Source organism: Nocardiopsis sp. iso_237 (assembly GCF_056173345.1).
The window spans coordinates 4,900,142-4,912,004 of record NZ_CM149669.1 but is presented as its reverse complement, the minus strand read 5'-3'; the positions used below and the strand labels follow the sequence as shown (position 1 = coordinate 4,912,004).

At 72.1% G+C, this 11,863-nt stretch carries 12 protein-coding genes; 2 read left to right on the top strand and 10 right to left on the bottom strand.

From position 1 onward, the window contains the following. Window positions 1-18: 18 nt before the first annotated feature. From AC0VYM_RS22240 to AC0VYM_RS22210, 7 genes are all read right to left on the bottom strand, one after another. Window positions 19-951, bottom strand: coding sequence for a type II secretion system F family protein (locus tag AC0VYM_RS22240; protein WP_475455209.1), 933 nt, complete (start codon window positions 949-951; stop codon window positions 19-21). A gap of 85 nt (window positions 952-1,036) precedes the next feature. Beyond that, entirely contained in the window at window positions 1,037-2,362 is a 1,326-nt protein-coding gene (locus AC0VYM_RS22235) for a CpaF family protein (RefSeq protein ID WP_475455207.1), read from the bottom strand. Between the two features lie 55 nt (window positions 2,363-2,417). Continuing rightward, window positions 2,418-2,783 (bottom strand): TadE/TadG family type IV pilus assembly protein, encoded by a 366-nt coding sequence (locus AC0VYM_RS22230; RefSeq protein ID WP_475463165.1) that lies wholly within the window; start codon window positions 2,781-2,783, stop codon window positions 2,418-2,420. Window positions 2,784-2,896: 113 nt separating this feature from the next. After that, the gene (locus AC0VYM_RS22225) at window positions 2,897-3,274 is read right to left on the bottom strand and encodes a pilus assembly protein (protein WP_475463164.1); all 378 of its coding nucleotides are present in this window, start codon (window positions 3,272-3,274) and stop codon (window positions 2,897-2,899) included. 58 nt (window positions 3,275-3,332) lie between these two features. Beyond that, the gene (locus AC0VYM_RS22220; RefSeq protein ID WP_475455205.1) at window positions 3,333-4,733 is read right to left on the bottom strand and encodes a CpaE/TadZ family protein; all 1,401 of its coding nucleotides are present in this window, start codon (window positions 4,731-4,733) and stop codon (window positions 3,333-3,335) included. A gap of 6 nt (window positions 4,734-4,739) precedes the next feature. Then, window positions 4,740-5,519, bottom strand: a complete 780-nt coding sequence (cpaB, locus tag AC0VYM_RS22215; protein ID WP_475455203.1) for a Flp pilus assembly protein CpaB — start codon at window positions 5,517-5,519, stop codon at window positions 4,740-4,742. 63 nt (window positions 5,520-5,582) lie between these two features. Then, window positions 5,583-6,860, bottom strand: coding sequence for a hypothetical protein (locus AC0VYM_RS22210; RefSeq protein ID WP_475455201.1), 1,278 nt, complete (start codon window positions 6,858-6,860; stop codon window positions 5,583-5,585). Window positions 6,861-7,570: 710 nt separating this feature from the next. On the opposite strand from AC0VYM_RS22210, the gene AC0VYM_RS22205 reads away from it, so the two are divergent. Continuing rightward, complete coding sequence (locus AC0VYM_RS22205; RefSeq protein ID WP_475455199.1) at window positions 7,571-8,047, top strand: YkvA family protein; 477 nt, start codon at window positions 7,571-7,573, stop codon at window positions 8,045-8,047. Window positions 8,048-8,119: 72 nt separating this feature from the next. Continuing rightward, entirely contained in the window at window positions 8,120-9,241 is a 1,122-nt protein-coding gene (locus AC0VYM_RS22200; protein WP_475455197.1) for a TAXI family TRAP transporter solute-binding subunit, read from the top strand. A 52-nt stretch (window positions 9,242-9,293) separates the two neighbouring features. Here the strand turns inward: AC0VYM_RS22200 and AC0VYM_RS22195 are convergent, their stop codons facing one another. From AC0VYM_RS22195 to AC0VYM_RS22185, 3 genes are all read right to left on the bottom strand, one after another. Continuing rightward, complete coding sequence (locus AC0VYM_RS22195; protein WP_475455196.1) at window positions 9,294-10,709, bottom strand: PEP/pyruvate-binding domain-containing protein; 1,416 nt, start codon at window positions 10,707-10,709, stop codon at window positions 9,294-9,296. Between the two features lie 25 nt (window positions 10,710-10,734). Then, complete coding sequence (locus tag AC0VYM_RS22190; protein ID WP_475455194.1) at window positions 10,735-11,367, bottom strand: transcriptional regulator; 633 nt, start codon at window positions 11,365-11,367, stop codon at window positions 10,735-10,737. A 135-nt stretch (window positions 11,368-11,502) separates the two neighbouring features. Next, window positions 11,503-11,799 carry a YciI family protein gene (locus tag AC0VYM_RS22185; protein ID WP_475455192.1) on the bottom strand — a complete coding sequence of 99 codons (297 nt, stop codon included), beginning with the start codon at window positions 11,797-11,799 and terminating at the stop codon, window positions 11,503-11,505. Window positions 11,800-11,863 lie beyond the last annotated feature (64 nt).

Below are 11,863 nucleotides of genomic sequence, written 5' to 3'. Positions count from 1 at the left end.
CCGTGACTTTACGAGGCGCTACATCTTGAACCTGGTGATGCGGGCGACCAGCACGAATCCGGTCGTGTACAGCGCCGCCACGACCAGCAGCACCGCGATCCCGGAGCCGGAGCCGGTCATCGTGCGCATGATCCCCGGCTCGACGCCGTTGATCAGGAACAGGGCGCCCACCGACATGAACCCGAGTGCCCACGCGGTGGAGGTCGTCTCACTGAGGATGGTGCTCACCTCACGTCGCGTCTCCTTGCGGCTCTCCAACGTGGAGGAGATGTTGCGCAGGGCCGTCACCAGGGACCCGCCGGACCTCGACGACACCAGCAGCGTGGACAACAGCACGCCCAGTTCGCGTGAGGGCATGCGCTGGCGGAGATCCGCGATGGCCTCCTCGAAGCTCGCGCCGAGCTTCATGGACTCCGCCATCCGGCCGAGCTCCTCCCCGGCCGGGCCGTCCAGCTCGTCGGCGGCGATGGCCACCGCCGTCGGCAGCGCCAGCCCGGCGGAGGTCGCGTTGCCCAGCACCCGTGCCAGGTCGGGCAACTGGTTGGTGAACTCCTCCCGCCGCTTGGCCTCGGCCCGGCGCAGGTAGGAGAAGAACAGGAAGCCCACGCCCGCGGCGGCCAGCAGACCGAAGAACGGCGCGAGGACCTGCCACACCACCAGGACCGCCAGCAGCGCCCCGGACACCAGCGCCACGACGAACGTGGCCGGGCGCATGTCCGTGCCCGAACGCGCCATACGGCGTGCCAGCCGCGCACCCCACTGCGTGCGCCGCAACCAGGCGTCGAACCTGGCCATGGGAGTGGACGCGGCGTACTCCGCCTGGTCCAGGGCGCTGCGCGCGGCGATCAACCGCCGCTGCTCGGCGCTGGCCACGAACTCCCACAGCGCCCACAGCATCAGGAACAGAACCAGGGCGAGGCCGCCGAGGATCGCCGGAACCTGCCAGTTCACCCGGACTCCCTTCGGGCCGGTGCCGTCCAGCGGCCCGGTGTCGTACTTCGCGGGGGGTACGTCCTCGCGGACGCGGTGCGGGCCCTCAACGGCTGCCCTGGTCGCGGTCGTCGGTCACGACCCCGAACACGGAGGGGATGCTCTCCCCCACGTGGTAGATCCGACCGGCGACGTGGCGCGGCAGCGGGTGGTGCCGGAACCGCCCCTCGACGGTGCGGTCGGGGTTGGCCGGAAGCGCCGCGAACTCCATGAGCCGGTCCAGCCGGAACTCCTCGCGTCGGCGCGAGGACACCACGGCGATCTCGTTGATCCGTCGCGAGCCGTCCGGCCACCGGCCCAGGTGCACGACCGCGTCCACCGCGTTGTTGATCTGGTCGCGGATCGCGTCGTAGGGGATGTTCCCCTCGCCCAGGGTCGCCAGGGTCTGCAACCGGTGGATGGCGTCGTCGGCGGAGTTGGCGTGCACGGTCACCAAGGAGCCATCGTGGCCGGTGTTCATCGCCTGGAGCATGTCGATGGTCTCCGGGCCGCGGACCTCACCGACGATGATGCGGTCCGGGCGCATCCTCAGCGCGTTGCGGACGAGGTCGCGGATGGCGATCCCGCCCCGGCCCTCGATGTTGGCCGGCCGCGACTCCAGCCGCACCACGTGCTCCTGCATCAGCTGGAGTTCGGCGGAGTCCTCGATCGTGACGATCCGCTCCCGGCTGGGCACGAAGGCCGACAGCGCGTTCAGGAAGGTCGTCTTTCCGGTGCCGGTACCGCCGGACACGACGATGTTGAACCGGGCCCGCACCATCGCGGACAGCAGCACCCCGGTCGCCTGGTCCAGGCTGCCCATCCGCACCAGTTCCTCGATGGGGTAGGGCTTGGGGAAGCGCCGGATGGTCAGGACGGGGCCGGACAGGGACAGCGGCGGGATGATCACGTTGACCCGCTCGCCGCTGGGCAGCCGGGCGTCCACCATCGGTGAGGACTCGTCCACGCGCCGGTTGACCAGCGAGACGATCCGGTCGATGGTCTGGTACAGCTGCTCCTCGCCGTTGAAGGCCGCGTCGATCCGCTCCATGCGGCCGCCGCGTTCCACGAACACGTTGTCGGGGCCGTTGACCATGATCTCGGTGATGCTCTCGTCGGCCAGCAGCGGCTCCAGCACGCCCAGCCCCAGCGCCTCGTCCACGACCCGGCGGATCAGCACCGAGCGTTCGCGGTCCGACAGCACCGGGCCCTCGCGGGACAGGAGGTGTCCGACGACCCTCTCCAGGCGGACGCGGCGCTGGGCGAGCGTCAGCTGGGTCAGGTCCTCCAGGTTGATCTCCTCCAGGAGGCGCCGCCGCCAGTGCGTCACACTCCCGCGGTCCGCGCGCTCCTCGACGCCGCGGTCCTCCTCCAACCGGTCCTTCAGCCCCATGTCCCTCGTGTCCTCCCTTGCCGGTGCCGTCCTGGTCGCGCGGGTCCCGCCCGCCTCACACGTTCGGCATGTCCACCCGTCGGGTCAGTGTCAGGTTCAGGTCCACCGACGAGAACACGATCGGCAGTGGATGCGAGACCTCCACGAAGTAGCCGTCGCTGTCGTTGGCCCCGCTGGTGACCGTGGCGTCGTCCAACCAGCCGGGCAGGGCGGTGCGGGCGGCGTCCTCGGCCCCGGACAGCTGCTGGGTCCCGGCCGCCCGGGCACCCGCCCTGGCGGCCGACTCGATGCGTTCGACGGCGGTGAAGGCCAGGAAGACCTCCATCGCCACCACCACCGTGAGCAGCAGGACCGGCAGGGTCGCGGCGAACTCCAGGATGGGCCCGCCCCGGTCCGACCGCGGCTGGCCGCCGAACAGCAGCCTCCGGAGGACGGGGGCCCGTGTTCCGGGATCCGTCCCCGCGCCGTGAGTGGCCGGGCGGCGCGTCCCGGGGATCCGGGGCCCACGGGCGCGCTCGGTGGGGGGTGTGCCGCTCAGGGGGACTCCACCCCCTCGGGGTCGGTGGTCCCGCGCGGGCGAACCTCCGTGACCACCTTCGCCTCCCCGGTGATCGGCCACGGAGCCGTCACGCCCGGGAGGAAGACCGGCATGTCCAGGCTCACCCGAGCGAACCGGTCGCCGTCGCGCTCGACGATCTCCGTGGTCAGCACGTCCTCACCGTCCCAGGGCGCCCCCACCCGTTTGCGCGCCTCCTCGTCGATGCGCGCCATGTCGTCCGGCGTGACGGAGGCCTGCCTGGCCGCCTCGGCGGCACCGTGGGAGGCGTACATGGAGGTGACGCCGACCAACAGCACCTGCCACACCAGGGCCAGCGCCAGCATCATGAACGGAACCATGGCCGCGAACTCCACGAAGATCGCGCCGCGGTCGTCCCGGGTGGTCCGTCTCCTCACGGATCCCCGGTGGTCCTCAGCCACCGATCCCTCCTGAGTGCTGGGGGCCGACCTGACCCCAGGGCGGCCCGACCGGCCGGGACTGGTGACCGGCGGACGGTTCGGGGCCGCCCATGGCGTTGAGGAACCCGGACACGTCCCGGGTGGTGGGGCCGCTCGGCGGTTGGGCACGCGAGGCCAGCCCGGCCAACCCCTGGGGGAGTCCGGCCGAGGGGGTCGTGTGGCCGCCCTGCCCGGTTCCGCCCGAGACGGCGGCGGGCGGAACGAGCAGGTCCAGCTCCGACGCGAGCCGCGCGAAGGCCTTGCGCAGTCCCTCGTCGGTCACCTTCGTGGGGTCCCCGTTGTTCTCCCCGGGCTCCAGCGCCCGGTAGGCCGCGGGGACGGGTGTGCGCAGCACCTTGGTGCCCAGCAGCTGCTGGAGGAAGTCCGGCTGGATCTCGTTCTTCCGGCTGTGCCGGTTGACCAGCGAGTAGACGTCCTCGTGCGAGCGGATCTGGAGGCGCTCCCACATGGCCATCAGCCGTTGGGCGCCCCGCAGCGCGGGCACGTCGGGGGTCACCGTCACCACGGACCTGTCGGCCACCTCCACCGCCATCGCGGTCGCCTCGTTCATGGTGGAGCCGCAGTCCACGATCACCAGTTCGTAGCGGGACCGCAGGGCGCTCAGGATACGGCGGGTGGCCCGCGCGGTGACGTCCTCGCCGCGCTCGCCGTGCTGGGGCGCGAGGAGCACGTGGGGGCCGCGCGGGTCCACGTAGAGGGTCTCGGCGAGCATTCCGGGGCTGATGTCGTCGGCGGCGTCCACCAGGTCCGTGATGGACCTGCGGTGCTGGAGGTTGAGGTAGGAGGGCAGGTCACCGGCCTGGAGGTCCAGGTCGACCAGGCACACCAGCCGGTCCCGCCGGGCCGCCGCCATCGCCAGGTGCACGGTGCAGGTGGTGGTGCCCACCCCTCCCTTGGCCCCGCTGAGCGTCAGGATCCGGCCGCGCACCCCCGAGGCGGGCAGGTCCAGCGACGCCGACTCCAGGTGTCGGCGCAGGGTCCGCGACCACTCGGCGGCCTTGGCCACCCGGGTCTCCAGTTCGGTGGCACCGGAGTCGGCCGGGACCACGCCCCGTGCTCCCGCCTCCATCGCCGCGGTGAAGGTGTCCGGGTCCATCGACGGCGAGACCAGCAGGATCGCCAACTGCGGATGCCGGTGCGACAGGTCCCGGATCGTGTCGAAGACGGGGGTCGGACCCAGCTCCTGGTGCACGAGGACCACGTCGAGGTCGGGGTACTCTCCCGCCCCGCTGATCAGGTCCGTGCTGGTGAGACGGGACGAGACGAGGTCGGCCCCGGACAGCTCCTCGAAGCGCGCCGCGATCACCATCTCCGTCTCGGAGCTGGGCATCCCCGCCAGGACTCGGAAGTTCACTGGTACTTACCCCTCGTGCGGCGTGCGCCGCTGGTCGCTCTGGTCGTCCTGGCCGGTTCCGCCGGAGGCGTTCTCGAAGATCCCCTCGAAGTCACCGCTGCACACCTGGGTGTCACCGGGGTCTCCGCCGCCCGCCGCGCTCACCAGGGCCATGCGGAGCTTGGTGGCGAACTCCTCGGCGTAGGCGAGCTGGAGCGCGGTCTGCGGGTCGAGCCGGAAGGTCACCGGGACGACGCCGGTCACCCCGCCGGCGTCGGACTCCTGACTGCGCAGTTCCCCGACGTCCAGGACCTCCACCTCGGTGACGATCCGGGTCGCGCAGGCCTCGCCGTGGTCGCGCGGCTGGAAGGTGCCGTAGATGTCCACGACCGAGCCCCGCTGGATCTTGCCCGCCATCCCGGTCTCGGCGTTGACCATGACCGCGATCTCCCGCTCGCCGGCGGTCAGGGTCGGCTGGGGCTTGACCATGCCGTGCTGGAGGATGGCCCCCTCGGTCAGGTGGCTGGCGGCCACCAGCTCCTGACCCTCGGGGGTGTCGATCTCCTCCAGGTCGGAGATGAAGACCTCCGGGTCGAAGTACGACGCGGGCACCTCGACGGAGGTGTACGAGTCCTGGCCCAGCGGCTGGTTGGCGTCGACGTCCTCGACCAGTTTCAGGACGGTGGCGACCCTGCCCCCCTGGTCCTGCTGGCCGTTGACGTAGGTGAAGACGGAGGCGAACACGGCGACGGCGCCGATAGCGGCCACGACCATGAGGAGTACGCCGCGTCGCTGACGGGGGTTCATAGGGGGTGGTATCCGTTTCCGTGTCGTCGGGGGCCGTCCGTCCGGGCGGCGGAGCGGCGGGCCCTAGCGGGAGAAGGTCCTGGGGGATTCCGGGCTCGGCAGGGCGTCCGGGTTCGCGGGGCCCGGTGGCGGGCTCGGCGGGGCGGACGGCCGGTGCCCGTTCGCTGGTACGGGGGGTCTGTCGGGGTGCGGGCCGGAGGAGGGAAGGCCGGTCCCGTGGGGAGGGTTCGGCGCGGCCCGGTGGGGCTGGGCGCCCCACTGCACGACGGTCGGCTGTTGGGCCGGGGCCGGGGCCGCCTGGGGCGCACGAGGGCTGTGGGGGTCGGGGGTCCCGTGGGGTCCCTGGGTTCCGCGCGGTACGGCGTCGACCCGTGACGAGGGGGAGCCGGGCGGGCCCGGCGGTGCCGGGGAGACGGGTGGCCGGGGCCCGGAGGGTGTCCGGGGCGTGCCGGGATCCTGGGTGGCGGTGCCGTAGGACGCGGTGCCCGGCGCGGTCTGGGTGGAGGGGCCGTGGTGCGTCCTGGTGGGGGTACCGCTGCTGACCCCGCCGCAGAACGGGCAGGAGGTGGCGGTGACGGGCTCACCGCACCAGGCGCACTCCGCCGCTCTGAGTGCCCCGGCGGCGTAGGCGAGGGCCTGGGGGTGGGCGCTCAACGCCACGAACTCCACGTACTTGCTGGTGCCCCAGTAGGTACTGCCGAGTGGTTGGACGGGCAGGGTCCGGGTGGCCACCGGCTGGATCGCCTGGGGCAGGTTCTCGTCGAACACCCGGGTGATGCTCGGGTCCGGGGTGGAGCACAGCAGCTGCACCGGTTGGACCGGACGGAAGGGCAGCTCGCTGATGACGTCGGAGGGTCGCAGGCGCCCCACCTGGGCGGAGGGGGCGCAGTAGGCGAGGAAGGAGACCGTGGGCGCGTACGAACCCATGTGCTGGCGCAGGCTCGTGGGGAGGGTGGACAGCCCGGACACCGTTCTCAGCCAGGCCCCGGCCAACAGGTGTTTGGGCAGTTCCGCGCTGAGCGCCGCCACCATGCCCGGCGGCAGGTAGGGGGCGAGGTAGGCGAGCTGGTCGGCGATGAGGGAGAGGGCGAGGGGGGACAGGTCGACGCTGATCCCCGCGATGTGGTCGGTGCGCAGGGCACCCCGCGCGAAGTTGACCGCCTTCTGGGCGTCGGTGGAGCGCCAGGCGGGGTAGAGGGCCACGACCCGACGACCCGCCCGTACCTCCTCCATGGCGAAGGCGACGAAGGCGGCGCTGCGCGCACCCACGTCGTCGCCTTTCATGGCGAACCGCCGTGCTCCGGTCTCGCCCACGTGGCCCGTGCTGGGGATGTCCGCCAACAGGGCTACGGTCGTCTCCGACCGCGGTAGGGCATTGGACACTGGAAAGGCTCCATCGGTTCTGCGCGCTCGGGCGATGTCGGTTGCTTCGGAGGCGCCCCGCGTCTCAGGTGCCACTCGGACGCATCGTAACGAATGGGTGTGGTGCAGCGGGAGACCCGGTATTCACCACCTTGGGGCACGGGTTGCGCCATGTGGTGGGTTTTCGTCAATGAGGCCAAGGTGACCAGGACAACGGGAAGGGGCGCTGGGGTCGGTCGAGGGGCGGAGGCGGCCAGTCACGTGTCCGGAGTACTTCGGGCCGGGACGGCCCGTGTGGGGCCGTATGCGGGCGATCCTATGTCTTTCGTGCTCCTCGTCCTCTTCGTTTCCTGGCGTCGTTCCGGCTGGCCGTAGCCGGAACCACCCTCGTCGAGCGGTGTCGCCGCTGATGGGAGGGTGCGTGGTCTGCGTCCGGTGGCTGGGCGACGGTGTGGTGGCGTCGCGCGGCGGTGGGAGGGGCGGGGTGCCGTTCCTTCCAGCATGCCCCTCCCGCTCCGGACCCACCAGTGCCACCGGTCCTCCTGTGGACAACTCGGCGGTTCGGGGAGCCGGTCCGCAGGTGTCGTGTCCGTCTCGTTCGGGGTTGTCGTCCGTGTCAGGGGGAACGAACGAGGGTGACTTCGCGTCATATCTTGAGAAGTCACGTGCCCCCTGAGGAGACGAACACGATGCGCAAGGCAAACCGGGCCGCAGCCGGTGCGGCCGCTTGGCAGGTCATCCAGAACTCGGACAGCAAGGTCTCGCTGTGGGAGCGGACCCGGGCGATCCCGCGCATGCTCGGCGCGAAGCTGCGCGGACGCTACCCGGAGCTCGGCGGCGGCAAGCTCTTCATGATGCTGGTCCTGGTCGGCTACATCATCTCCCCGATCGACTTCGTCCCCGAGCTGATCTTCTCGGTGTTCGGCCTGGTCGACGACGTCGCCGTCGCCGTCTGGCTCACCACCATGGCGTTGGGGGAGAGCGAGCGCTTCGTCGTCTGGGAGCGCGGGCAGCGGGCCCAGGAGGCCTTCGACCGGACCAACCAGCAGGGTCAGTACCCGGGCCAGGGCGCCCAGGGGCAGGGCCCTGGCGAGGGAGGGCACCGGACGCCGGGCCAGTACCCCGGCCCGGAGCAGGAAGCCGCCCACCAGCGACAGCGGCGCTGACCGGAACCCCCGGACCCTCGGACTCCCAGGGCCCGGGAGATCCGAGGCCGCACCACCTTCCCGAAGGACACCGTGTACACATCCCCCAGAACGCCTGACCACCCCGGGCGCCTCCGGGCCCCGTTGATCATCGGGGCCACGGTCCTCTCGGTCGCCCTGTTCGGCGGCGCTCTCCACTGGGCGCTCCCCGGACTCGTCGGCCGACCCGAGCCCGAGCCCGCGCACGTGGACGACGACGCGGACACGCCTCCCTACGCGGGCGACTACCTGGTCGGCGAGGCCACCTGGGGTCTGAGGACCTCGCGTCTGGCCCGGACGATCTCCGAGGTGTGGACCGAGGAGATCGACGAGGTCACCTTCTCGGAGCAGGTCGCCAACGACCTGCTCGACCCGGGCGCCGAGTTCCTGGCCCTCGAGCGGGAGATCGACGCGCCCAAGAACGGCGCCGCCTACCGCAACGACGTCGTGCTGACGCACAACACGTGGTACACCCGGCTCCGGGACGGAACCCTCGACGTGCGTGACGGTGACCCCGTCCGGGAACCCGAGAACGTCATGGTCCTGGGCAACGTCTCGCCGAGGACCCTTCAGTACGTCGTCAGGGCCGACTCCGACATCCACACTCTGGAGGATCTGGCCGGTGCCACGGCGCTCATCCCCCGGGAGAACCCCGAGATCCTGGAACTGAGCGACCTGGTCCTGCTCGCCGCGGGACAGGACCCGCTCGCCATGGACGTCGCCTCCGAGGCCGACTTCGAGTCCCGCCACACCTCGCAGCAGCTCCTCATCGACGGTGACGTCGACGTCTACGTCCTCTGGGAGGGGGTCCGCAACGCGGAGCTCGACCACTTCGAGCGGCAGGGGGCGGACCCGCGCGTCCTGGAGATCCCGGAGGAGGTGGTGGCGGCGGTCGGCCGCGTCGACCCCTCCCAAACGAACCTCACCGTCGAGGCGGGGACGCTGCCCGGTCAGGACGGGGACGTCAATCTGATGGCCTCCTGGAAGACCCTCCACGCCCACGCCGACCTCGACGAGGACCTGGCGTACGAGCTGGTCGGCGCCGTGTACGAGGAGCTCGGAGACCGCATACCCGGTGAGGTGACCGCCACCGCGGAAGAGGCGCTGAGCGGGGTCGACCCCGGCTGGGTCCACCCCGGCGCCGCTCGCTACTTCAGCGAGCGGGGCGTGCTCTGAACGGACCCCTCGGCAGCGCGCCGCCGACCCCGGGGTCCTGAGGTCCACGCGCTCATGCGCGCAGCACGGTGTGGGCGGCGCGCAGGCGGGCCTCCTCGGTCTCCGAGCCGGTCTCTCCGGATGGCCCGCCCGCGACCTCGTCCGCCCAGGTGAGCAGCTGTCCGAGGGGAGCGCCAGCGTCGCCCGTGGTGACGCGGGTGCGGCCCAGGAACAGCTCACCGCTGGTGCCGTCGACGGTCACGGTCGCGCCTTCGGGTACCCGGTGGCCACCGACGCGGATCGCACCGGGCTCCACGGCCAGGTCCCCCACGCCCACCACCGCCGGAGTGCCCAGGGACCGGGCGACCACGGCGGCGTGGCTGGCCGGGCCGCCCCGTGCGGTGACGATCCCCGCCGAGGCGGCCAGTCCGCGCAGGTCCATCGGTGAGGTCTCCGGGCGGAACAGGACCACCGGATCCCGTTCGGCCGTCCGGACCGCCCGCTCCGCGCTGGTCGCCACGCGGCCGACCGCCACGCCCGGGCAGGCGCCCACGCCCCGGGCGAGCGGGGGCCGTCCGTCCGGCGGGACGGCGCGGGCGGTGCGCGCGTGCCGCAGCTGCGGGGGAGCCACCCGCAGCAGGGCCTCCTCGCGGGTGATCGCGCCCGCCTCCGCGAGATGGACCGCCACGCGGACCGCGGCGGCCCCGACCAGGCGGGCGGGGCGCAGCTGGAGCATCCACAGCCGCCCGGACTCGTAGGTGAACTCGACGTAGCAGGCGTCGCGATGGTGCCCCTCCACCCGGTCCAGAGCGGCCAGCAGGTCGGCCCAGACGGCCGGTTCCCGGTCAGCGAGCTCTCCGAGGGGACTGGTCAGCGTGGTGCCCGAGACGACCGCGTCCCCCTGGCGACCGAACAGCACCTCGCCGAAGGGGCCGTGTTCACCGGTGTTGGGGTCGTGGGTGAACGCGACCCCGCTGCCGCTGTGGTCGTCGCGGTCCCCGCGCACCATCACCTGCACGGTCACGGCGGTGCCGAGGCCGTCGGGCACGCCGTGCAGCGCGCGGTAGGTCCTGGCACGGGGAGTGTTCCAGGAGGAGAACACGTCCGTGATCGCCTGGTGCAGCGCCCCCAGGGGGTCCGCCGTGCCGTCCCGGAAGGTCGGTGGGCCGACGTTGAGGATCGTCGTCATCATGCCGGGCATGGAGACGCTGGCGCCGGAGCGCACGGACACCGTCAGGGGGTCGCGCGGGTCACCGAACCGGCGTCCGGTCCCGGCCTCCAGCGCTGTGACGGCGGCGGCGACCTCATCGCGCAGGCCGTCGGGATCCCGGCCCTCGCGGAGGAAGGCGCGACAGGCCTCGGTGGTGACGACGAACCCCGCCGGTACCGGCAGGCCCAGGCGTCTCAGGGTCAGGAGCCCGTGGGCCTTGCCGCCCAGCAGGTCCGGGCCGTGCCCGACCCGTGCGGAGAGTGGGTGCGTCCACGTCATCACGACCGCCTTTCCGGGGTCTCCGTCAGTACCGGGGGAGACCGAGGGTCACCAGCAGGTCCTCGTGCAGCTGGGCCCACACCGCGTGATACGAGGCGGTGCCGTCCGCGACCTGGTCGCGGGCCCCCGCCCGGGCCCGGTCGAGGGCGACGGAGAGCCGGGCCCGGTAGCGGCCGAAGCGGACCAGGCGCGCGGACAGGTCGTCGCAGACGGCCGCCAGGCGCCGGTCGAGATCGGAGAACAGCTCCAGGACCCGGGAGTCGTGGTCGGGGTCGGTGTGGTCGTTCACGGTCGGTACGCCGTCCACCGTCCGCAGCTGCCAGGCGGTGCAGAGGTCCAGCAGCTCCGGGTTGAGTTCGAGGAAGCCCTCGTGGGTGTGCTCCACGAGGGGTCGGGCGCCGGTGGCGTCCAGCTCGGCGGTGATCCGCGCGACGCCCGCCGTGCGTCCCGCCTCGCTCAGGCCCCAGCCGCCGAAGTCCCCGGCGGTGCGGGTGACCAGTCCCGCGACGGCGAGGTCGATCAGTTCGGACTCGGCCTGCGCCTCGCTCAGGCCGGTCACCTCGGCCAACCTGGCGGTCCCGGAGAACCCCGCGCAGCGCAGGGCGTGCAGGACCAGCAGGTCCTGATCGGTGGTGTGCGGTGTGCTCGTCGACTCCATGGATCCCCCTCAGCGTTCACCAATCAAGATACTGTAATCATCTGGATGATGAGAACATGCGAAATTGCGAGCTGGGGGAGTCCTCGCGTTCACGGGCCCGCCTCTCGTGGCGGGCCCGTGAACGGGTTCCGAGGCTCAGAACTCCTTGGCGAGCGGCCCCAGGACCGGGATCCACTCCCGCACCGAGACGTCCGTGACCACGCCCTCCAGGCGGAACGGGTCGGGCTCGGTGTGGGCCAGGGCCTCCTTGGCGGAGTCCGCCCGGAAGAGCAGCAGGGCCCCGGGGGTGTCGTCCGGGCCGAAGGGGCCCGAGCAGAGGTTGACGTTCCGCTCGGAGAGTTCGTCCAGGTAGGCGCGGTGCGCCGGGCGGTGCTGGTCGCGTGCCTCGGTGCTGTTCTCCGCGTAGGTGTAGGTGACGGCGTAGACGGCCATGGTGGGTGCCTCCTGTCGAGCTGCCCGGGGGCAGGGGTGGTCGGTCCGGAGCCAGGATGCCAGG

Coding starts and splice junctions, on each gene's coding strand:
- AC0VYM_RS22235 (WP_475455207.1), bottom strand. CDS start 2,362: ATGGGGCTGAAGGACCGGTTGGAGGAGGACCGCGGCGTCGAGGAGCGC.
- cpaB (WP_475455203.1), bottom strand. CDS start 5,519: ATGAACCCCCGTCAGCGACGCGGCGTACTCCTCATGGTCGTGGCCGCT.
- AC0VYM_RS22205 (WP_475455199.1), top strand. CDS start 7,571: ATGCGCAAGGCAAACCGGGCCGCAGCCGGTGCGGCCGCTTGGCAGGTC.
- AC0VYM_RS22195 (WP_475455196.1), bottom strand. CDS start 10,709: ATGACGTGGACGCACCCACTCTCCGCACGGGTCGGGCACGGCCCGGAC.
- AC0VYM_RS22190 (WP_475455194.1), bottom strand. CDS start 11,367: ATGGAGTCGACGAGCACACCGCACACCACCGATCAGGACCTGCTGGTC.
- AC0VYM_RS22185 (WP_475455192.1), bottom strand. CDS start 11,799: ATGGCCGTCTACGCCGTCACCTACACCTACGCGGAGAACAGCACCGAG.